Origin of the sequence: Streptomyces sp. NPDC026092 (assembly GCF_040638605.1) — a bacterium.
GTDB lineage: Bacteria > Actinomycetota > Actinomycetes > Streptomycetales > Streptomycetaceae > Streptomyces.
Genome location: NZ_JBEZYN010000002.1, coordinates 285,897 through 307,130, shown reverse-complemented (window position 1 = coordinate 307,130; position 21,234 = coordinate 285,897). Strand labels below are relative to the sequence as shown.

Below are 21,234 nucleotides of genomic sequence, written 5' to 3'. Positions count from 1 at the left end.
TGGTTTTCCGGCCACCCGGCGGTCGCACCGGACGCCCGCCGGTCGTACCGCCGGTCAACCGATCGATTGACCGCGGGTCGAGCGCGATGGCCGATGTCGCCGCGAGGCCGCTCGCGCCAGCCTTGAGCCATGCCAATGATCGAAGTACAGGGCCTGCGCAAGGCCTACGGCGACAAGGTCGTCGTCGACGGAGTCTCCTTCGCGGTCGAGGAGGGGGAGATCTTCGGGATCCTCGGCCCCAACGGCGCCGGCAAGACCACGACCGTGGAGTGCGTCGAGGGGCTGCGGACCCCGGACGCCGGGACCGTGCGGGTCGGCGGGCTCGACCCCGTCGCCCACCACGCCGACGTCACGCGCATCCTCGGCGTCCAGCTCCAGGAGAGCGAACTCCAGGCGAAGATCACCGTCCGCGAGGCCCTGGAGCTGTACGCCTCCTTCTACGAACGGCCCGCCGACTGGCGCGGGCTCGTCGAGCGCCTGGGGCTCGAAGGGCAGCTGGGCAGCCGGTTCGGGAAGCTGTCCGGCGGGCAGAAGCAGCGGCTCTTCATCGCGCTCGCCCTGATCGGCGACCCGCGCGCCGTCGTCCTCGACGAGCTCACCACCGGGCTCGACCCGCGCGCCCGGCGCGACACCTGGGCGCTCATCGAGGACGTCCGGGCCTCCGGCGTGACCGTCCTGCTCGTCACCCACTCCATGGAGGAGGCCCAGCGCCTCTGCGACCGGATCGCCGTCATCGACAAGGGCCGGCTCGCCGCGCTCGACACCCCCGACGGGCTGATCGGCCGCTCCACCGCCGCCAAGGTCATCTCCTTCGCGGCCGGCACCCCGCTGGACCCGGCCGAGCTGCGCGCCCTGCCGGCGGCGGCCGCCGTGGAGACCCGGGACGGGCGGACCGTCGTCGAGGGCACCGAGGCGACCGTCGACGCCTTCGTCGCCCTCCTCGCCCGCCGGGGCGTCACCGCCCGCCAACTCCGGGTCGCCGACGCCACCCTCGACGACGCCTTCCTCGACCTGACGGGAGCCGACCAGCGATGAGCACCGCCACCACCATGGTCCTGAAGACCGAGGTCCGTCTCTTCACCCGGGAACCCGGCGCCCTGTTCTGGGTGATGGCCTCGCCGACCGTCCTCCTCGTGATCCTCGGTCTGATCCCGTCCTTCCGCGAGGTCTCCGCCGACCTCGGCGGTCGCCGCGTCATCGACCTCTACGTCCCCGTCTGTGTCCTGTTCGCCGTGATCATGGCCGGCATCCAGGCCATGCCGCCCGTCCTCGCAGGACACCGCGAACGCGGCATCCTGCGCCGGATGTCGACCACTCCCGTCCGCCCGGCCGCGCTCCTCACCGCCCAGATCGTGCTGCACGGGGTCGCGTCGCTCGTCTCCGCCGTCCTCGTCATCGTCGTCGGCCGCCTCGCCTTCGCCGTCCGGCTGCCGCAGGACCTCGCCCCGTACGCCCTCGCGCTCGTGCTCGCCGTCGCCGGCGGCCTGGCCCTCGGAGCCGCCATCTGTGCCGTCTCCCGTACGCAGAACATCGCCTACGCCGTCGGTTCGGCCGTGTTCTTCCCGACGATGTTCACGGCCGGCGTCTGGGTTCCTGTGCAGGTGCTGCCCGATATGCTCCGGACCGTCGTGCAGTTCACGCCGTCCGGCGCCGCCTCGCAGGCCCTCGACACCGCGACGACGGGCGGGGGGACCGCGTGGGTCGCGCTGGGGGTGATGGCGCTGTGGACGGCCGTCCTCACCGTGACGGCGGCGCGCTGGTTCCGCTGGGAATGACGGAGGGGACGCAAGGGTGATGGCCACGACGGTCGAGGAGCGGTGGCGCCAGTTCTTCCGCTGGGGTCCGTACGGTCTGCTCGCCATCGCGGTGGTCCTCGCCGCGACGGCGGCCGACGCGATCGACATGAGCCGTACGGAGGCGTTCGCCGCCGCGGCCCTGGCCGCCGCCGCGCTCGTCCTCCAGATCGGCTGGGACCTCCACCGCCGCCGCGCCGCCCCCGCTCCCCCCGAGTCGGAGGCGGACCCGGCGGACGGACCCCCCGTCGTCCTGGACGCCCCAGGACCGGCGTCCACCGCCTACTACACCGTCCGCACCGCCCTCGCCTTCGCGCTCACCTGGCTCAACCCCTTCTTCGCCGTCCACGCCTCCATCGGCTACTTCGACGGCCCCCACCTGCTGCCCCGCAGGCTCGTCCGGGCCGGGCTCCTCGTCACCGCCGTCATCATGGCCGGAGCCCAGGCCGGCGGACTCCCGCCGACCTCGCTCGTCGTCTGGGTCGCCTTCGGCGGACTGTTCGCGCTCAACGCCTTCCTCGCCCTGGTCTTCTCCCACCTCGGTACGAAGGAGGCCGAGAAGGCCGTCGAGCGGGCCGCCACCATCACCGAACTCGCCCGTACCAACGCCCGCCTGGAACAGGCCCTCGCCGAGAACGCCGCCCTCCAGGCCCAGCTCCTCCTCCAGGCCCGCGAGGCCGGGGTCGCCGACGAACGGCGCCGGCTCGCCGCCGAGATCCACGACACCATCGCCCAGGGTCTTACCGGCATCATCGCCCAGCTCCAGGTCGTCACGGCCACCCCCGACGCCGAGCTCGCCCGGGTCCACGTCCAGCGCGCCGCCGACCTCGCCCGGCACAGCCTCGGCGAGGCCCGCCGCTCCGTGCAGAACCTGAGCCCGGCCGCCCTGGAGCACGACCCGCTCCCCGAGGCGCTCAGGAAATCGGTCGCCGCCTGGTCCGAACGGACGGGCATCACCACCCGGTTCACCGTCACGGGCACCGAGGAACCGACCCACGACGAGGTCGCCGCCACCCTCCTGCGGATCGCCCAGGAGGCCCTCGCCAACGCCGAACGGCACTCCGGCGCCACCCGGGCCGGCGTCACCCTCTCGTACATGGGCGACGAGATCACCCTCGACGTACGGGACGACGGGCGCGGCTTCGACCCGGCGGCCGTCCCGACCCGGACCACCCGCACCACCTCCGGCAGCGGCGGCGGCTTCGGCCTCGACGGCATGCGCGCCCGGGCCGAACGCCTCGCCGGCCGCGTCACCCTGGAGACCGCCCCCGGCGAGGGCACGGCGATCTCCGCCCGCGTACCGTTGGTGCACCATGGCTGACCGCACCCCCACCACGCTGCTGATCGTCGACGACCACCCGGTCGTACGGGACGGGCTGCGCGGCATGTTCACCGCCGACCCCGGCTTCCGCGTCCTCGGCGAGGCCGCCGACGGCGTCCAGGGCGTCGAACTCGCCCTGAGCCTCGACCCGGACGTCGTCCTCATGGACCTGCGGATGCCCGGCGGCAACGGAGTCGACGCCATCGCCGAGCTGACCCGGCGCGGCGCCCGCTCCCGGGTCCTCGTCCTCACCACGTACGACACCGACACGGACACCCTCCCCGCGATCGAGGCGGGCGCCACCGGCTACCTCCTCAAGGACGCCCCGCGCGAGGAGCTGTTCGCGGCCGTCCGGGCCGCCGCCGAGGGCCGTACGGTCCTGTCACCCGCCGTCGCCAGCCGCCTCGTCTCCCGCGTCCGCACCCCGGCCGCCCCGGTCGACGACTCGCTCTCCGCCCGCGAACGCGAGGTCCTCGAACTCGTCGCCAAGGGCACCTCCAACCGCGCCATCGCCGCCGAGCTGTTCATCAGCGAGGCGACGGTGAAGACCCATCTGACGCACATCTTCGGCAAGCTCGGCGCCAAGGACCGCGCGGCGGCGGTGGCGGTCGGATACGAACGCGGCATCCTCGGCCGCACCTGACGAGGCCCCCGGTCCCTCACCCCCCGACCCGCAGCAGCCACACCGAGCGCGCCCCCACCGTCACCGTCGCCCCGCCCGCGTACACGGTCTCCGGGGCGTGCGTCTGGTCCTCCAGGGCGGTGTCCAGGACCAGTTCGTACGACTCCGCCCACGGCGGCCCCGGCAGCCGGTACTCCGCCGGGCGCGGGCCCGCGTGCAGGATCGCCAGGAAGCTGTCGTCGGTGACCTGCTTCCCCCGCTCGTCCCGCCCCGGGATGTCCCGGCCCGAGAGATAGAGGCCCAGCGTGGCCGCCGGCGCGTACCAGTCGGCCTCCGTCATCTCCGTGCCGTCCGCCGTGAACCAGGCCAGGTCCCGCAGCCCGTCCGCGCCCTGCGGACGCCCGGAGAAGAACGCACGGCGGCGCAGCACCGGATGCCGGTGCCGCAGCGCGAGCAGCCGCCGGGTCAGGGCGAGCAGCTCGCGCCGCCCCGGGTCCTCGGGCAGGGCCCAGTCGAGCCAGCTCGTCTCGTTGTCCTGGCAGTACGCGTTGTTGTTGCCGCCCTGCGTGCGCCCCATCTCGTCGCCCGCGACCAGCATCGGCACCCCGGTCGACAGAAGCAGCGTCGTCAGCAGGTTCCGCAGCTGCCGCAGCCGCAGCTCCTGCACGGCGGGGTCGTCGGTCTCGCCCTCCGCCCCGCAGTTCCAGGCCCGGTTGTCGTTCGTGCCGTCCCGGTTGCCCTCCCCGTTGGCCTCGTTGTGCTTGCGCTCGTACGTGACGAGGTCCCGCAGCGTGAAGCCGTCGTGCGCGGTGACGAAGTTGACCGAGGCGTACGGCCGCCGCCCGCCCCACGCGTACAGGTCGCTCGATCCGGAGAGGCGGTAGCCGAGGTCGCGTACATCGGGCAGGGCCCCGCGCCAGAAGTCCCGTACCGCGTCGCGGTAGCGGTCGTTCCACTCCGTCCACAGCGGCGGGAACGCGCCCACCTGGTAGCCGCCGTTGCCGACGTCCCAGGGTTCGGCGATCAGCTTCACCCGTCGAAGCACCGGGTCCTGGGCGATGACCGCGAGGAACGGGGAGAGCATGTCGACGTCGTGCATCGAGCGGGCGAGCGCCGCCGCCAGGTCGAAGCGGAAGCCGTCGACGCCCATCTCCGTCACCCAGTACCGCAGCGAGTCGGTGATGAGCCGCAGCACCTGCGGCTGGACCACGTGCAGGGTGTTGCCGCAGCCGGTGTAGTCGGCGTACCGGCGGGCGTCCGACTGGAGCCGGTAGTAGCCGCGGTTGTCGATGCCCTTCAGGGAGAGCGTCGGCCCCAGCTCGCCCGCCTCGGCGGTGTGGTTGTAGACCACGTCGAGGATGACCTCGATCCCGGCCGCGTGCAGCGCCCGCACCATCCGCTTGAACTCGCCGACCTGCTGCCCGGTGGTCCCCGAGGAGGAGTAGCCGGCGTGCGGGGCGAAGTAGCCGATGGAGTTGTACCCCCAGTAGTTGCGCAGCCCCCGCCGCAGCAGATGGTCCTCGTGCGCGAACTGGTGCACCGGCAGCAGCTCCACCGCCGTCACCCCGAGCCGTACGAGATGCTCGACGGCCGCCGGGTGCGCGAGCCCCGCGTAGGTGCCGCGCAGCTCCTCGGGGATGCCCGGGTGGAGCTTGGTGAACCCCTTCACGTGCAGCTCGTAGATGACCGAGTCCGGCCACGGGGTCTTCGGCCTGCGGTCGTCGGCCCAGTCGTCGTCGTCCAGGACGACGACCCCCTTCGGCACGTACGGGGCGGAGTCCCGGTCGTCCCGGACGGTGTCGGCCACATGCTGCTGCGGCCAGTCCCGGACGTGCCCGTACACCTCCGGCGGCAGCGTGAAGTCGCCGTCGACCGCCCGCGCGTACGGGTCGAGGAGCAGCTTGGCCGGGTTCCAGCGGGCGCCCGTCCACGGGTCCCAGCGGCCGTGCACCCGGAATCCGTACCGCTGCCCTGCCCCGACACCGGGCACGAAGCCGTGCCAGATCTCGTGGGTCAGCTCGGTCAGCGGCAGCCGCCGTTCGGTCCCGTCCGCGTCGAAGAGGCAGAGCTCGACGGCCTCCGCCCCGCCGGCCCACAGCGCGAAGTTGGTGCCGGTGACCCCGTCGGGACCGCTCCGGCAGCGCGCTCCCAACGGTGTGGGCGCGCCCGGCCACACCGGGCCCTGCCAGACCGCGCCCGACCTCCCTGTGGGCGGCCGGGCCCGTTCCGGGGCAGGGGTGGGTCCCCCTCCGTCCGGTACCGCCTCCGCCTTCTGCTCGGCTGCGCTCGACACCTGTCGGCCTCCCGCGGCTCGTCGGGCTCCGCGCGGCGCGGACCCGCGGCGTCCCGGCCGCGGCTCCCCGTGCGGGGTCCTCCCACCTGTTCTGCCCGTACGGCCGTACTCCCAACATGACCCGCACGCACGTTTCCCCTGGAGGGTGGCTGTCGTTGGGCCGGTCGTGAGACACGTATGGAAGCGGGCGGGCCGCGCGCTCGCGGTGGCGGCACTGGTGGCGGGTGTGGCGGGCTGCACCGGCACGGGCGAGGGCGGCGGTGGGATCGACCTCCCCCTGCCCGGGAAGGCGCGGGCTCCGGGCGATGTCATCCGGGTCAGCCCGGAGGACGGCAGCAAGGGCGTACCGGCCGAGGGACCGATCGAGATCAGGGTCGACAGCGGACGGCTCGAACGGGTCACCGTCGTCCGGGTCGAGGACGCCCAGCGCACCGCGGTGGCGGGCGCGATCAGCGAGGACGGGCTGCGCTGGCGGCCGAAGCCGGACTCCCGGCTCGCCCTCGCGGCCAAGTACAGCGTCGACGCGGTGGCGCTCGACGCGCACGGCCGGCGCTCCGCCCGGCACACCACGTTCACCACCGTCGTCCCCGAGAGCCGGTTCATCGGCTACTTCAAGCCGGAGAACCGTTCCACTGTCGGCACCGGAATGATCGTCTCCTTCTCCTTCAACCGCGCCGTCGAGAACCGCGAGGCCGTCGAGCGGGCCATCACGGTCACCTCCGACCCGCCGGTCGACGTGGTCGGCCACTGGTTCGGCAAGGAGCGGCTCGACTTCCGCCCGGCGGAGTACTGGCGGCCCGGCACCAAGGTGACCGTCGACCTCGCCCTGCGCGACGTCGAGGGCGCCCCGGGGGTGTACGGCATCCAGAGCAAGCGCGTCGGGTTCACGGTCGGCCGCTCCCAGGTCTCCCTCGTCGACGCGGCCGAGCACACCATGGAGGTCCGCAAGGACGGCGAGCTGCTCGCGACCATCCCCATCACGGCCGGGGCGCCGAAGACCACGACGTACAACGGGAAGATGGTGGTCACGGAGCTCTACGACGTGACCCGGATGGACGGCCGGACGGTCGGCTTCGGCGGGGAGTACGACATCAAGGACGTGCCGCACGCGATGCGGCTGACCGAGTCCGGGACCTTCCTGCACGGCAACTACTGGGCCACGCCCTCCACCTTCGGCTCGGCCAACGTCAGCCACGGCTGCGTGGGCCTGCGGGACGAGAAGGGCGGCAGCGCGGACTCCCCGGCGGGCTGGTTCTTCGACCGTACGCTCATCGGCGATGTCGTCGAGGTGGTCAACTCCCGTGACCGAAAGGTCGCTCCCGACAACGGCCTCGGAGGCTGGAACATGGACTGGGAGGAGTGGAAGACGGGTTCCGCCCTGCGCTGACCCGGGTGGCTGCCCGAACCCCACGCGAACTGGGACTGAACGGTGACATTCGCGTGGAACTTTCGTGTCTTCCAGTGTGATTGTCTAACGCCGTGTGCGCGAGAGGATGTGCACGGGGGTGGGGCCCAGGCATTAGCCGGGTCGTGCGAGGGGAGAACACCATAGTGAACGGGCAGCCGATATCCGGAGCGACCACCGGACGGAGGCGCCGCGGCACCCGCCTGGGGGCGCTGGCGACGGGAGCGCTGCTCCTCGTCCTGACCGCGTGCGGTGGCGGGGACACCGGCGGCGCCAAGGGGGGCGGGCAGGAGCCGGGCAAGGACGGCGGCGGCAAGCAGGAGATCGCGGCCTCGCAGGCGGTCGTCACGATCGCCCCGAAGGACGGCGCCGTCTCGGTCGCGACCAGCGGCGTACTGAAGGTCACGGCCGAGCAGGGCAAGCTGACGACGGTCACGGTCGCGGACACCAAGGGTGCCGAGATCGAGGGCAAGATAGCGGCGGACGGCGCGAGCTGGCAGCCCGTCGGACACCTCTCCGCCGGTACGCAGTACAAGGTCCACGCGATCGCGAAGGACTCCGAGGGCCGTGAGTCGGCCAAGGACACCACCTTCACCACGCTGACCCCGAAGAACACCTTCATCGGCCACTACACGCCCGAGGACGGTTCGACCGTCGGCGTCGGCATGCCGGTCTCCATCCGCTTCACCCGGGGCATCACCGACCCCGAGGCCGTGGAGAAGGCCATCAAGGTCACCGCGACGCCCGCCGTCGACATCCAGGGCCACTGGTTCGGCAACGACCGCCTCGACTTCCGCCCGGAGAACTACTGGGCCGCCGGCACCAAGGTGAAGGTCGAGCTGAACCTGGACGGCGTCGAGGGCCGCCCGGGTGTCTACGGCAAGCAGAAGAAGACGCTCTCCTTCACCATCGGCCGCCGCCAGGTCTCCACGGTCGACGCCAGCGCCAAGACCATGAAGGTCGAGCGCGACGGCAAGATCATCAAGACCATCCCGATCACCGCGGGCGCGCCGTCCACGACCACGTACAACGGTCAGATGGTCATCAGCGAGAAGTACAAGGTGACCCGGATGAACGGCGCCACCGTCGGCTTCGGCGGCGAGTACGACATCAAGGACGTGCCGCACGCGATGCGCCTGTCCACCTCGGGCACCTTCGTCCACGGCAACTACTGGGCCTCGTCCGGGACGTTCGGCTCCGCCAACGTCAGCCACGGCTGCGTCGGTCTGCGCGACGCGCGGGGCGCGGGCGACAGCTCCACCCCGGCGGCCTGGTTCTACGACCGCTCGCTCATCGGTGACGTGGTCGTCGTGAAGAACTCGAAGGACAAGCAGATCCAGCCGGACAACGGCCTCAACGGCTGGAACATGTCCTGGTCGGAGTGGATCAAGTAGCTCCCTCTTCAAGGGGCCCGGTGCTGTGACCAACGGCACCGGGCCCCTTCGCGTTAACGCGGACTAACCTGCCCCCATGACTGTGAACCTCGAAGTCGCGGACGGCGTCGGCACGATCCGCCTCGACCGCCCCCCGATGAACGCCCTCGACATCGCCGTACAGGACCGGCTGCGCGAGCTGGCCCAGGAGGCGACCGATCGGGACGACGTGCGCGCGGTGATCCTCTACGGCGGCGAGAAGGTGTTCGCGGCCGGCGCGGACATCAAAGAGATGCAGAACATGGACCACGCGGCCATGGTGAAGCGGTCGCGCGCGCTCCAGGACTCCTTCACCGCGATCGCCCGCATCCCCAAGCCCGTCGTCGCCGCGGTCACCGGCTACGCCCTGGGCGGCGGCTGCGAGCTGGCGCTCTGCGCCGACTACCGGATCGCCGCCGACAACGCCAAGCTCGGCCAGCCCGAGATCCTGCTCGGCCTCATCCCCGGCGCCGGCGGCACCCAGCGGCTCTCCCGGCTCATCGGGCCGTCCAAGGCGAAGGACCTCATCTTCACCGGCCGTATGGTCAAGGCGGAGGAGGCCCTGACACTCGGTCTGGTGGACCGTGTCGTCCCCGCGGCCGAGGTGTACGAGCAGGCGCACGCCTGGGCCGCGAAGCTCGCGCAGGGCCCCGCCATCGCGCTGCGCGCCGCCAAGGAGGCGATCGACCAGGGTCTGGAGGCCGACATCGACACCGGCCTCGCGATCGAACGCACCTGGTTCGCGGGCCTGTTCGCGACCGAGGACCGGGAGACCGGGATGCGGAGCTTCGTCGAGGAGGGCCCGGGCAAGGCCAAGTTCGCCTGACGCCCGCCGAACCCGCAAGCCGCTGGCATATGCCGGAGGAATCTCCCGGAATTGTCGATTCCGGGGTACCGATTCCTCCGGAACGGCCACGCGGCCCCGTCCGTGCGGCCATGATGGGGGCATGGCGGGCCTGGAGGGTGTGGAACAACCGCGGCAGCACGGCGGTGCGACCGCCGCACGGTGGGTACCGACAGCCGAGGACGAACAGGCCCTCAAGGCACTGGAGTTGTACGGGAATCCGGCCGAGGACGACGTCCGGTTGTCGTCCCGCCCCGAGTCCGCCGCCGTCGCCCGCCGGCTCACGCAGTGCGTGGTGCTCCGTCAGTGGGCCCTGACGCCACAGATCGCGGAGCACGCGGTCTTACTCGTCTCGGAACTCGTCGGGAACGCCGTCCGGCACACCGGGGCGCGCGTCTTCGCCCTGAGGCTGCTGCGCCGGCGGGGCTGGATCCGGATCGAGGTCCGCGACCCCTCGCGCGGGCTGCCCTGTCTGATGCCGGTGCAGGAGCTGGACATAAGCGGCCGCGGCCTCTTCCTCGTCGACAAGCTCTCCGACCGCTGGGGCGTGGACCTGCAGCCGCGCGGGAAGACGACCTGGTTCGAGATGCGGGTGTCGGACCGCTGAGGGTCTCCGGCCCTGCTTCGACCGCGGATACGCCGCGGATACACAAAAGCCCCCGCGAGGGGGCTTCCATGCATGGAGCGCCGCGGATCGGGGGGGGTGTAACCCACGGTGCTCGACGACCTGGCCCGGGTCAATGGGGGTCGTGGCTTCGACTATGGCAGACAGGTGGCTCTGCCGCCAAAAGTCCCTATCGGTTCAAAATCGGTCAAACCGGTACGGTTCGCCAATGAATCATTGGTGACCTGGAGCACGAACCTTGTAAATGGTGAATAAGTATGGTGTTCACCGGGTGTTTCCTCGACTTGTCCGCATGCCGGACACCGGACGCGGGGCGGCAAACGTCCTGAATTGGCTCAATCGTAATTTTCCAGACAGATCGCCTCTTTAATGGGCGCGTGACCCTCACCGACCGTCGTGGCGCGCTCCGGGCAGGTGCGGCGGCCGCCTTCGCGGGAGCCGCCGCCGGGTTCCTCACGAACGCTTGCAGCGGCACGGAACCGGACGCCGCGCGCGGAGGCTCCGAGCACCGGGACCCTGCGTCCCGGGATCCCGCGCCTCGGGAGCCCGCGCCCGCCCCCAGGCCGCCGGATGCGCCGGCCCCGCGCCGCTTCCCCGGGCTGCCGGTCGAGATCGCGAGCGGCCCGCGCGACCGCCCCCGGGTCGCCCTCACCTTCCACGGCGCGGGCGACCCCGCCCTCGCCCGCGCCGTGCTCGCCGAGGCCGAGAAGGGCGGGGCCCGGGTCACCGTCCTCGCCGTGGGGGAGTGGCTCGACGCCCACCCCGACCTGGCTCGCCGCGTCCTCGACGGCGGCCACGACCTCGGCAACCACACCCAGCGCCACCTCGACGTGAACGCGATGACCGAGGACGAGGCGCACGCCGAGATCGCCGCCTGCGCCACCCGGCTGCGCCGCCTCACCGGCTCCATCGGCACCTGGTTCCGGCCGTCGAGGACCCAGCACGCCGGTGCGGTCGTCCAGCGGGCCGCCCGTCGGGCCGGCTATCCGCACGTTCTCTCGTACGACGTCGACTCCCTCGACCACACGTCGCCCGGCGCCCAGGCCGTCGTCCGCAACGTCGCGGCACGGATCCACCCGGGGTCGGTGGTGAGCCTGCACCTCGGCTACGCGGACACCCTCGCCGCGCTGCCGCCCCTCCTCGCCGACCTCGACCGCCGCGGCCTGCGCGCGGTGACGACCACGGAGCTGCTGACCTGATGCCGCCTCTCACCACGCGCACGATGACCACGCGCACGATGACCACGCGCACGAAGAGCCTCCTCGCCGCCGCGCTGCTCGCCGCGCTCGCCGGGTGCGGGACCGCCGACCGGGCCCCCGAGCCCCGGGGCGGCGCCGGCAAGGAGGAGGCCGCCGCGCTCCCCGCCGTACCGAAGAAGGCCACCCCCGCGGGCCTGCCGGGGATGCCGCCGGTCCTCGACCCGAACGACATCTACGCGGCCGACCGCCCCGGCAAGCTCTCGCCCGTGGTGAAGGGCTTCCCCAGCCGGGTCTACGTCCCGAACACCAACTCCAACACGGTCTCGGTCATCGACCCGGCGACGTACAAGGTCGTCGAGACGATCCCGGTCGGCATCCAGCCGCAGCACGTCGTGCCGTCCTGGGACCTGAAGACCCTCTGGGTCAACAACAACCGGGGCCACACGCTCACCCCGATCGACCCGGCCACCGGTGTCGCGGGCAAGCCGGTCGAGGTCCACGACCCGTACAACCTGTACTTCACGCCCAACGGGAAGTACGCCGTCGTCATGGCCTCGCTCGACCGGGAGCTGGTCTTCCGCGACCCGCACACGATGGAGCGGAAGAAGACCGTCCCGGTCTCCTGCTACGGCGTCAACCACGCGGACTTCTCGGCCGACGGCCGGTACTTCGTGGTCTCCTGCGAGTTCTCCGGCGAGCTCCTGAAGGTCGACACGGAGAAGATGAAGGTCGTCGGCCAGCAGAGGCTGCCGTTCGAGGGCGCCATGCCGCAGGACGTGAAGCTCTCCCCGGACGGCAAGACCTTCTACATCGCCGACATGATGGCCCACGGCATGTGGGTCCTCGACGGCGAGAAGTTCACCACGCCGCAGCTGATGCCGACCGGCAAGGGAGCCCACGGCCTCTACATCTCCCGCGACTCCAAGGAGATGTACGTCCCCAACCGCGGCGAGGGCTCCATCTCGGTCTTCGACTTCGCCCAGAACCGGCTGACGAAGAAGTGGCGGCTGCCGGACGGCGGCTCCCCGGACATGGGCGGCGTCTCGGCCGACGGCAAGGTGCTGTGGCTGTCGGGCCGTTACGACGCCGAGGTGTACGCGATCGACACGAAGACCGGAAAGCAACTGGCCCGCATCCCGGTGGGCGGCGGCCCGCACGGCCTGGCGGTCTACCCCCAACCGGGCCGCTACTCCCTGGGCCACACGGGCGTGTTCAGATGACTCGTCACCCGGCGCTCAACAGGGCCTCGGAGGCGACGGGCCGATAGCCGGCGGCCTGGAACACCCGGACGCTGCGGGCGTTTCCGGGGGACTGCTGGGACCAGACGACGTCGCCCGGTGTCAGGTGCCGGGCGGCGAGCGCGAGGGCTCGGCCGATCCCGCGGTGCCTGACGTCCTCGTCCACCTCGATCGCGGCCTCCCAGCGCCCGGCGACACCCCGCCCGAGAACGAGCAGACCACCCTCGGCGCCCCAGACGCGTACGTCGTCGCGGTACTTCATCGCCCGCGCGACCCGGGGATGCTCGGGATCCTCGATCTCACGCAGCGGCAGCTCGGGGGCGCCGGGCAGGGCGGGGGCGACGGTGAGCAGGTCGACGGTGTTCATCCGCCGGCCGGTACGCCGCATGAGGGCGAGCAGGAAGCCCGGATTCATGGACGCGGCGAGCGGATCACTGGCGGTGGCGGCCAGCTCGGCCCGTACCCAGTCCGGATCCGCGTCGGTGAACACGACGGAGTGCGCGGTGAAGGCGAGGACTCCGGCATCGCGGGGGCTGGGCTGCGGCACGATCGTCGTACCCCCGTCGGGCGGCGGAAACAGTCCGCCGGCGGCCGCCGCAAGAATCCGTCCCACGTCATCGCTCATACCCCCATCATCTGACATGGTCGCGCCCGCTAATCTGACCCCGTCAGAGAAGCACCAAGAAGGGGCGGAAACAGTGGCGGACATCGAGTCGGCACGCACGGCGTTCGATCGGTTCGACGTGGACAAGGACGGCTTCATCACCGCCTCCGAGTACAAGAGCGTCATGGCCCAGCTGGGCGACTTCAACGTGACCGAGACGGTCGCCGAGGCGCTCATCAAGCAGCGGGACAGCAACAGCGACGGCAAGCTGTCGTGGGACGAGTTCTGGTCCCACCTCAACAAGGCCTGACCCCTGCGGGGCGTGGCGGGCGGCGCGCACTCCGTGCGTAGACGCACGTGAGGTGCCGCCCGCCCGGGCACCGGCGCCGACCGAGCGCCGACGCGCCCGGCTGAGCCGCCGGGAGGGACGACGCGCGCGGGTGTGAACCTGATGGGAAAATAGGGGTGTTCCCCAATCCCTCCTTCCTATGGTCACTGCCGCGCGGCTGGTGCGTCGATTGCTGATGGCTGTGCTTCTGAGCGTAGCGATCAGCGTGGGACCGGTCGCCATTCAGGCGTCGGCCGAACCGACGCCCCCGCCGACGACCTCGGAACCGCCGGCGGACACGACGGAACCCCCGCCGCCGACGACGGAGCCGCCACCCGGCACGTCGGAGCCGCCGCCCACGACATCGGAACCGGCGCCGACGACGGAACCACCGGATGCCGAGGCCTCCCTCACGCTCGACCCGGACCACGGCTCCGTCGGGGACGTGATCGACGTCCGGGGCACGGGCTTCCAGGAGTGCCCCGCCGGCACCGTGTATCTCCACGTGGTCGACGGGCCCGCGATCGCGTCCGGCATCCCCGTGGCGGAGAACGGCGACTTCTCATACACGGAGACCGTCCCGGATTCGGACCCGGACACCTACACCTTGCGGGCCGAGTGCACCGATGAGCCGTCCCTCTATGCGGACGCGGACTATGTCGTCGAAACCCCGGGGGACCCGCTCCTCACCCTCGCCGAGGAGGAGGGCGCGAAAGGGAGCACCGTACAGGCGGAGGGCACGGGCTTCAGGTGCTCGAACGTCGACCTGCGGTGGGACGGCGAAGGGCCGCCGCTGGCCACCGCCCCCGTCACGGAGCAGGCCACCTTCGCCACCGAGATCCCGGTACCGAGCGACGCGGAGTCGGGCGAGCACACAGTGGTGGCGGTCTGCCAGGACTATCCGGAGCAGTACGACGAGGCTTCGTACGAGGTCACTGACGAGCCGAACCCGACGGATCCCAACTCGACGGATCCGAACCCGACCGACCCCAACCAGACGGATCCGAACTCGACGGATCCGAACCCGACCGACTCGAACCCGAACGTCCCGCCCGGAGGCAACGGCGATGGCTCCACCCCCGTCGGGTGGGTCGTCGGCCCCGCATCCCTCGGCGGCGCGCTCGCCCTCGCCGCCGCCGCGGCCGTCTACTTCGGGCGCCTGCACCGCGGCCCCCGCTGGGTGCGCAACCACGTACGGGCGACCCTGCGGCCCGCCATCGGCGACACGGCGCTGACCGAGTACCGGCCGCCCGGCGAGCCGCCCACCCACTCCACCCGGCTCGACCCGCACCCGGACCCCGGCCGGCAGACCCTCGACGAGGAGGACCGATGACCACGACCGCGCCCGCGAGGGCCACGACCCCGACGACCGTCCGCTCGTTCCTGCTCGGCGACGGTGAGGGCCTTGACGGCCCGCTGCGTGCCCATGGCACGGCCGAGCCGCTGCTCGCGCCCGTACGGGGCCGGACGCCCGCTGCCGACCGGGCGGTCGAGCACGAGCTGGCCACCGTCGTGGACGACTTCCTCGGCCTCGACGTGCTCGACCTGGCCGCAGCCGGCTGGCGCGGCCACTCCGCGCTCCAGTCCGCCGCGCGCCGTACCCGGGATCTGCCGGGCAGCGAGGAGGTCGTCGCGCTCGCGACCCACCGGGTGACCTCCACGCACCGGCCCTACGTCGACGTCTACGTGGACGGCGCCAAGATCGGCACACTGGACGTGCAGCTGAGCGTGGTCTTCTGGATCTCCGGGCTCGTCTGCGTGGTCCGCGACACCTGTCTGACCGGCGTGCGGTCAGGGGAGTGCGCGGTCGACGTGAGCCTGGGGGCGCAGGGGGCGGTGATCGCCGAGCGCCGGGGCGGCCGGCTGGACCTCCCCGGCGGATTCGCGTTGCGGGGCCCGGTGCCGCTGCTGCGCGACGAGCCGAACCCGCACGAGGCCCGGACCGCCCCGGGAATCAGCAGGCGGTGATCAGCCCGTGCTGATCAGCACTCGATGATGTTCACCGCGAGACCGCCCCGCGCCGTCTCCTTGTACTTGACCGACATGTCCGCGCCGGTCTCCTTCATCGTCTTGATGACCTTGTCCAGGGAGACCAGGTGGCTGCCGTCGCCGCGGAGGGCCATCTTGGCCGCCGTGACCGCCTTGACGGCCGCCATGCCGTTGCGCTCGATGCACGGGATCTGGACCAGGCCGCCGACCGGGTCGCAGGTCAGGCCCAGGTTGTGTTCCATGCCGATCTCGGCCGCGTTCTCGACCTGCTCCGGGGAGCCGCCCATGACCTCCGCGAGGGCGCCGGCCGCCATCGAGCAGGCCGAGCCGACCTCGCCCTGGCAGCCGACCTCGGCGCCCGAGATCGAGGCGTTCTCCTTGAAGAGCATGCCGACCGCGCCCGCCGCCAGCATGAAGCGGACCACGCCGTCGTCGTCGGCGCCCGGCACGAAGTTCATGTAGTAGTGCAGGACCGCCGGGATGATGCCCGCCGCGCCGTTCGTCGGGGCGGTGACCACGCGGCCGCCCGCCGCGTTCTCCTCGTTCACGGCCATCGCGTAGAGCGTGATCCACTCCATCGCCAGCGCCGCCGGCTCGCCCTCGGAGCGCAGCTTGCGGGCCGTGTTCGCGGCGCGGCGGCGGACCTTCAGGCCGCCGGGCAGGATGCCCTCGCGGGACATGCCGCGCGAGACGCAGGCCTGCATGACCCGCCAGATCTCCAGGAGGCCCGCGCGGATCTCCTCCTCCGTGCGCCAGGCCTTCTCGTTCTCCATCATCATCGCGGAGATCGACAGGCCGGTCTCCTTCGCGAGACGCAGCAGCTCGTCGCCCGTACGGAACGGGTACTTCAGGACCGTGTCGTCCGGGATGATCGGGTCCGAGCCCTCGACCGCGTCCTCGTCCACGACGAAGCCGCCGCCGACCGAGTAGTACGTCTTCTCCAGGACCAGCGCGCCCTCCGCGTCGTACGCGAAGACCGTCATGCCGTTGGCGTGGTACGGCAGCGCCTTCCGGCGGTGCAGGATCAGGTCCTCGTCGAAGTCGAAGGGGATCTCGTGCGCGCCGAGCAGGTTGATCCGGCCGCTCGCCTTGATCCGCTCGAACTCCTCGTCCGCCGTCTCCACGTTCACCGTGCGCGGAGAGTTGCCCTCCAGGCCGAGCAGGACCGCCTTCGGCGTGCCGTGGCCGTGGCCGGTCGCGCCGAGCGAGCCGTACAGCTCGGCCCGTATCGACGCCGTGTGCGCCAGGAGGCCCTCGTTCTTCAGCCGGCGCGCGAACATCCGGGCGGCCCGCATCGGGCCCACCGTGTGCGAGCTGGACGGGCCGATGCCGATCGAGAACAGGTCGAAGACCGAGATGGCCACGGGGAACTCCTTGTGGGGGGCTGACGCCGTTGTCTGCCGGGGTGGTGCAGAACGGAGGACGAAACAGGCGGAACAAAGGGGTGGGGCACCGCTCACTACCAGTGTGCGCGGTGCCCCGGAGCTTCGTACGAACAAAAGGGTACGAAATTACTTCAGGCCGGGGTACAGCGGGTGCTTCTCGGCCAGAGCGGTCACGCGGGCCTTGAGGGCGTCCGCGTCGAAGCCGGGCTTCAGGGTCTCCGCGATGATGTCGGCGACCTCGGCGAAGTCCTCGGTGCCGAAACCGCGGGTCGCGAGCGCCGGCGTACCGATGCGCAGACCCGAGGTGACCATCGGCGGACGCGGGTCGTTCGGGATCGCGTTCCGGTTGACCGTGATGCCGACCTCGTGGAGACGGTCCTCGGCCTGCTGGCCGTCCAGCTCGGAGTTGCGCAGGTCCACCAGGACCAGGTGCACGTCCGTGCCGCCGGACAGGACCGAGACGCCGTGCGCGGTGACGTCGTCCTGGACCAGGCGCTCGGCCAGGATCCGGGCGCCGTCGAGCGTGCGCTGCTGGCGCTCCTTGAACTCCTCCGAGGCCGCGATCTTGAACGAGACGGCCTTGGCCGCGATCACGTGCTCCAGCGGGCCACCCTGGAATCCGGGGAAGACCGAGGAGTTCAGCTTCTTCGCGAACTCCTTCTTCGCGAGGATGATGCCGCCGCGCGGGCCGCCGAGCGTCTTGTGCGTGGTCGAGGTGACCACGTCCGCGTACGCGACCGGGTTCGGGTGCAGACCGGCCGCGACCAGACCCGCGAAGTGGGCCATGTCGACCCACAGGTACGCCTCGACCTCGTCGGCGATCCGGCGGAACTCGGCGAAGTCCAGCTGACGCGGGTAGGCGGACCAGCCCGCGATGATCACCTTCGGGCGGTGCTCCTTGGCGAGGCGCTCGACCTCGGCCATGTCGACCAGGCCGGCCTCGTCCACGTGGTACGCGACCACGTTGAACTGCTTGCCCGAGAAGTTCAGGCGCATGCCGTGGGTCAGGTGACCGCCGTGCGCCAGGTCCAGGCCCAGGATCGTGTCGCCGGGCTGGGCGATCGCGAAGAGCGCGGCCTGGTTCGCGGAGGCGCCGGAGTGCGGCTGGACGTTGGCGTACTCGGCGCCGAACAGGTCCTTGATCCGGTCGATGGCGATCTGCTCGGCCACGTCGACGTGCTCGCAGCCGCCGTAGTAGCGGCGGCCCGGGTAGCCCTCGGCGTACTTGTTGGTGAGGACCGAGCCCTGGGCCTCCATGACCGAGACCGGAGCGAAGTTCTCCGAGGCGATCATCTCGAGGGTGGACTGCTGGCGGTGGAGCTCGGCGTCGACGGCGGCGGCGACGTCGGGGTCCAGCTCGTGGAGAGGGGTGTTCAGAAGCGACATGAATCGATCCCTACGGGGTCTCGGTTAGCCGGCGGTGAAGGCGGTGTACTCGTCGGCGGTGAGCAGGTCGTCCGGCTCGCCCGCGAGGCGCACCTTGAACAGCCAGCCACCCTCGAACGGGGCGGTGTTCACCAGGGAGGGGTCGTCCACGACGTCCTGGTTGGCCTCGACGATCTCGCCGGTCACCGGGGCGTACAGGTCGCTGACGGACTTGGTGGACTCCAGCTCGCCACAGGACTCGCCCGCGGTCACCGTGTCCCCGACCTCCGGGAGCTGCACGTAGACGACGTCACCGAGGGCGTTCGCCGCGTGCTCGGTGATGCCGACCGTCGCGACGCCGTCGACGACGTCCGACAGCCACTCGTGCTCCTTGCTGTAGCGGAGCTGCTGGGGGTTGCTCATGTCGTGATTCTCCTGGATCGGGGGAGTACTGATGAACGCGGGTCTTACGGGATGAGACGGGAGGTGAGACGTGACGGGGTGGGAAACGTCACTTCTGGCGCTTGTAGAAGGGCAGCGCCACGACCTCGTACGGCTCGTGGGTGCCGCGGATGTCCACACCTACACCCTGGGTGCCGGGCGCGGCGTGCGCCGCGTCCACGTAGGCCATCGCGATCGGCTTTCCGAGCGTCGGCGACGGGGCGCCCGAGGTGACCTCGCCGATGACCTGGCCGTCCGCGACGACCGCCATCCCGGCGCGCGGGACCCGGCGGCCCACGGCGATCAGGCCGACGAGCTTGCGCGGCGGGGCGGTCTCGGCGCGCTCGGCGGCCTTCTCGAGCGCCTCGCGGCCCACGAAGCGGCCCTCGTTCGTCGTCTTCTCGAACTTCACGACCCGGCCCAGGCCCGCGTCGAACGGGGTGAGCGAGGTCGTCAGCTCGTGCCCGTACAGCGGCATGCCCGCCTCCAGGCGGAGCGTGTCACGGCAGGAGAGGCCGCAGGGGATCAGGCCGACCGGCGCGCCCGCCTCGGTCAGCGCCTTCCAGACGCCCTCGGCGTGCTCCGGCTTCAGGAACAGCTCGAAGCCGTCCTCGCCGGTGTAGCCGGTACGGGCGATCAGCGCGGGGACCCCGGCGACCGTGCCCGGGAGGCCCGCGTAGTACTTCAGCCCGTCCAGGTCGGCGTCGGTGAGCGACTTCAGGATGCCGGGGGACTCCGGGCCCTGGACGGCGATCAGGGCGTACGCGTCACGGTCGTCGCGGACCTCGGCGTCGAAGCCCTCGGCACGCGCCACGAGGGCGTCGAGGACGATCTGCGCGTTGGAGGCGTTCGCCACGACCATGTACTCGTGCTCCTGGAGCCGGTACACGATCAGGTCGTCGAGGATGCCGCCGTCCTCCTGGCAGATCATCGTGTACCGCGCCCGGCCCACACCCACCGTGGAGATGTTGCCGACCAGCGCGTGGTCGAGCAGCTCGACGGCCTGCGGACCGGTGACGGTGATCTCGCCCATGTGGGAGAGGTCGAAGAGGCCCGCCTTGGTGCGGACGGCGAGGTGCTCGTCCCGCTCGCTGGCGTAGCGCAGCGGCATGTCCCAGCCGGCGAAGTCGGTCATGGTCGCGCCCAGGGAGCGATGCAGGGCATCGAGGGCGGTCAGACGGGGGGCAGACGTGCTCATGAGGTGGCTCCCGGATCCCAAGGGCGGAAAACATGACGGGCGAGGACGTCCTCCCCATCTGTCATGGAACCTGAGAGGTTCACCGAGGGCATCTCGTCACCGAGACCTCGGCTTGCACCTTGGGTGGGAACGCCGGAAGGCGTCCCGCTTTTCAGATCTGCCTCATCCACGCGGTACGGGGCCTGAGAGATTCAAGGGAGGGTCTTGCTCCTTCGGCGCCCGGGGCCCACCGTGGAGGTGGTTCCGGGACTCTCCCGCGCGGATTCGAGCGGCCGGTATGCGGTTGTGTGCGCTTGGCGCGGACATCATTGCACGCGGTGTCCGATCGGCAAATCGCTTGTGACTGATTACCCCTTCTTTACACTTTGTGGGCAAGGGGTTCTCGGGACCCGACTGGGGGAGAGACGATGACGATCCAGCACTCCGGCGCCTACGCCACGGGCACCGGGACGGGGATACCCGGCCCGCGTGCCCGCGCCCGCGCCAGAACCCGCAGGCGCCGCGCCGCGCCCCTGCTGCGCGACCTGCGCGAGCGCGGCGGCCGCGGCCCCCGGACGCTCGCCTTCGCCGCGGGCGACCTCGTGGTGGTCTCCGGGCTGCCCGGAAGCGGCAAGTCCACCCTGATGCGGCGCGCCGCGGACGGCCTGGGCATCGACTCCCAGGACGCCCGCGAGCGCTGGGAGGCCCGGCTGCCCGCCTTCCTGCCGTACGCGGTCTACCGCCCGCTGGCCCGGATCGCGCACTACGCCGGGCTCTGGCGCGTCCTGCGCGCCGGGCGGAGCGTCGTCGTCCACGACTGCGGCACCCAGTCCTGGGTGCGGAACTGGCTGGCCCGCGAGGCCCGCCGCCGCGGCAGCGCCCTCCATCTGATCCTGCTCGACGTCACGCCCGACACCGCCCGCGCCGGCCAGCGCGAGCGCGGCCGGGGCGTCTCGGGGTACGCCTTCGCCCGGCACCGCCGGGCCGTCGGCCGGCTCCTCGGCTCGGTCGAGTCGGGTCGGCTGCCCCGGGGCTGCGCCTCGGCGACCCTGCTAGACCGGGACGCCGCCGGCGCCCTGCGGACCATCGCCTTCCGCTCCGTCCACTGAGCGCTTTTGGCCACGGGGGTGCCAGGGCGGCGTTAGGGTTCTGCCCCGAGGGCGTCGTGACGAGGACGCGGGAGACGCGCGATC

The 21,234-nt window shown here is 71.6% G+C and carries 21 protein-coding genes and 1 riboswitch; of the genes, 14 read left to right on the top strand and 7 right to left on the bottom strand.

Annotated features, from left to right (window positions below; genetic code table 11):
- Nucleotides 1-129: 129 nt before the first annotated feature.
- The 4 genes from AB0F56_RS04035 to AB0F56_RS04020 are packed head-to-tail and all read left to right on the top strand — an operon-like array spanning nt 130 to nt 3,757.
- Nucleotides 130-1,035: an ABC transporter ATP-binding protein gene (locus tag AB0F56_RS04035; RefSeq protein WP_362003651.1), complete on the top strand. Its 906-nt coding sequence runs from the start codon at nt 130-132 to the stop codon at nt 1,033-1,035.
- A complete protein-coding gene (locus tag AB0F56_RS04030; protein ID WP_362003649.1) occupies nt 1,032-1,775 on the top strand; it encodes an ABC transporter permease in 744 nt (247 codons plus the stop codon). The genes AB0F56_RS04035 and AB0F56_RS04030 overlap by 4 nt, the downstream gene beginning before the upstream one ends.
- Before the next feature lie 19 nt (nt 1,776-1,794).
- Complete coding sequence (locus tag AB0F56_RS04025) at nt 1,795-3,114, top strand: sensor histidine kinase (protein ID WP_362003647.1); 1,320 nt, start codon at nt 1,795-1,797, stop codon at nt 3,112-3,114.
- Complete coding sequence (locus tag AB0F56_RS04020) at nt 3,107-3,757, top strand: response regulator transcription factor (protein WP_362003645.1); 651 nt, start codon at nt 3,107-3,109, stop codon at nt 3,755-3,757. The genes AB0F56_RS04025 and AB0F56_RS04020 overlap by 8 nt, the downstream gene beginning before the upstream one ends.
- A 16-nt stretch (nt 3,758-3,773) precedes the next feature.
- Here AB0F56_RS04020 and glgX read toward each other — a convergent pair whose 3' ends face one another.
- On the bottom strand, nt 3,774-5,912 hold the full coding sequence (gene glgX, locus AB0F56_RS04015) for a glycogen debranching protein GlgX (protein ID WP_362004036.1): 2,139 nt from the start codon (nt 5,910-5,912) through the stop codon (nt 3,774-3,776).
- A gap of 283 nt (nt 5,913-6,195) precedes the next feature.
- On the opposite strand from glgX, the gene AB0F56_RS04010 reads away from it, so the two are divergent.
- From AB0F56_RS04010 to AB0F56_RS03985, 6 genes are all read left to right on the top strand, one after another.
- Nucleotides 6,196-7,416 carry an Ig-like domain-containing protein gene (locus AB0F56_RS04010; RefSeq protein ID WP_362003643.1) on the top strand — a complete coding sequence of 407 codons (1,221 nt, stop codon included), beginning with the start codon at nt 6,196-6,198 and terminating at the stop codon, nt 7,414-7,416.
- A gap of 164 nt (nt 7,417-7,580) precedes the next feature.
- A complete protein-coding gene (locus tag AB0F56_RS04005; RefSeq protein ID WP_362003641.1) occupies nt 7,581-8,828 on the top strand; it encodes an Ig-like domain-containing protein in 1,248 nt (415 codons plus the stop codon).
- Between the two features lie 76 nt (nt 8,829-8,904).
- A complete protein-coding gene (locus AB0F56_RS04000) occupies nt 8,905-9,672 on the top strand; it encodes an enoyl-CoA hydratase-related protein (RefSeq protein ID WP_362003639.1) in 768 nt (255 codons plus the stop codon).
- Between the two features lie 22 nt (nt 9,673-9,694).
- Nucleotides 9,695-10,297, top strand: a complete 603-nt coding sequence (locus AB0F56_RS03995; RefSeq protein WP_362004034.1) for an ATP-binding protein — start codon at nt 9,695-9,697, stop codon at nt 10,295-10,297.
- Between the two features lie 395 nt (nt 10,298-10,692).
- Nucleotides 10,693-11,514 (top strand): polysaccharide deacetylase family protein, encoded by an 822-nt coding sequence (locus AB0F56_RS03990; RefSeq protein ID WP_362003637.1) that lies wholly within the window; start codon nt 10,693-10,695, stop codon nt 11,512-11,514.
- A 23-nt stretch (nt 11,515-11,537) separates the two neighbouring features.
- Nucleotides 11,538-12,734, top strand: coding sequence for a YncE family protein (locus AB0F56_RS03985; RefSeq protein ID WP_362003635.1), 1,197 nt, complete (start codon nt 11,538-11,540; stop codon nt 12,732-12,734).
- Nucleotides 12,735-12,738: 4 nt separating this feature from the next.
- Here AB0F56_RS03985 and AB0F56_RS03980 read toward each other — a convergent pair whose 3' ends face one another.
- Nucleotides 12,739-13,377 carry a GNAT family N-acetyltransferase gene (locus AB0F56_RS03980; RefSeq protein WP_362003633.1) on the bottom strand — a complete coding sequence of 213 codons (639 nt, stop codon included), beginning with the start codon at nt 13,375-13,377 and terminating at the stop codon, nt 12,739-12,741.
- Nucleotides 13,378-13,450: 73 nt separating this feature from the next.
- Between AB0F56_RS03980 and AB0F56_RS03975 the strand changes: the two genes are divergently transcribed.
- Nucleotides 13,451-13,666, top strand: coding sequence for an EF-hand domain-containing protein (locus AB0F56_RS03975; RefSeq protein WP_362003631.1), 216 nt, complete (start codon nt 13,451-13,453; stop codon nt 13,664-13,666).
- Between the two features lie 261 nt (nt 13,667-13,927).
- On the opposite strand, the gene AB0F56_RS03970 is transcribed toward AB0F56_RS03975, so the two are convergent.
- Nucleotides 13,928-14,098, bottom strand: coding sequence for a hypothetical protein (locus tag AB0F56_RS03970; RefSeq protein WP_362003629.1), 171 nt, complete (start codon nt 14,096-14,098; stop codon nt 13,928-13,930).
- A gap of 31 nt (nt 14,099-14,129) precedes the next feature.
- Here AB0F56_RS03970 and AB0F56_RS03965 point away from each other — a divergent pair, with 31 nt between their 5' ends.
- Together AB0F56_RS03965 and AB0F56_RS03960 are read left to right on the top strand one after the other, a co-directional pair.
- Nucleotides 14,130-15,017, top strand: coding sequence for a hypothetical protein (locus tag AB0F56_RS03965; protein WP_362003627.1), 888 nt, complete (start codon nt 14,130-14,132; stop codon nt 15,015-15,017).
- Nucleotides 15,014-15,652 carry a hypothetical protein gene (locus AB0F56_RS03960; protein WP_362003625.1) on the top strand — a complete coding sequence of 213 codons (639 nt, stop codon included), beginning with the start codon at nt 15,014-15,016 and terminating at the stop codon, nt 15,650-15,652. Before AB0F56_RS03965 ends, AB0F56_RS03960 begins: the two co-directional genes overlap by 4 nt.
- Nucleotides 15,653-15,666: 14 nt before the next feature.
- Here the strand turns inward: AB0F56_RS03960 and AB0F56_RS03955 are convergent, their stop codons facing one another.
- The 4 genes from AB0F56_RS03955 to gcvT all read right to left on the bottom strand — a co-directional run bounded on the left by AB0F56_RS03955 (nt 15,667) and on the right by gcvT (nt 20,062).
- Nucleotides 15,667-17,037: an L-serine ammonia-lyase gene (locus tag AB0F56_RS03955; RefSeq protein ID WP_362003623.1), complete on the bottom strand. Its 1,371-nt coding sequence runs from the start codon at nt 17,035-17,037 to the stop codon at nt 15,667-15,669.
- Between the two features lie 147 nt (nt 17,038-17,184).
- Nucleotides 17,185-18,444, bottom strand: a complete 1,260-nt coding sequence (glyA, locus tag AB0F56_RS03950; RefSeq protein ID WP_362003621.1) for a serine hydroxymethyltransferase — start codon at nt 18,442-18,444, stop codon at nt 17,185-17,187.
- A 24-nt stretch (nt 18,445-18,468) separates the two neighbouring features.
- A complete protein-coding gene (gene gcvH, locus AB0F56_RS03945; RefSeq protein WP_362003619.1) occupies nt 18,469-18,846 on the bottom strand; it encodes a glycine cleavage system protein GcvH in 378 nt (125 codons plus the stop codon).
- Nucleotides 18,847-18,934: 88 nt separating this feature from the next.
- Nucleotides 18,935-20,062 (bottom strand): glycine cleavage system aminomethyltransferase GcvT, encoded by a 1,128-nt coding sequence (gene gcvT, locus AB0F56_RS03940; protein ID WP_362003617.1) that lies wholly within the window; start codon nt 20,060-20,062, stop codon nt 18,935-18,937.
- A gap of 161 nt (nt 20,063-20,223) precedes the next feature.
- A riboswitch (glycine riboswitch) is annotated at nt 20,224-20,329 on the bottom strand.
- A gap of 140 nt (nt 20,330-20,469) precedes the next feature.
- Between gcvT and AB0F56_RS03935 the strand changes: the two genes are divergently transcribed.
- Nucleotides 20,470-21,150 carry an AAA family ATPase gene (locus tag AB0F56_RS03935; RefSeq protein ID WP_362003615.1) on the top strand — a complete coding sequence of 227 codons (681 nt, stop codon included), beginning with the start codon at nt 20,470-20,472 and terminating at the stop codon, nt 21,148-21,150.
- Nucleotides 21,151-21,234 lie beyond the last annotated feature (84 nt).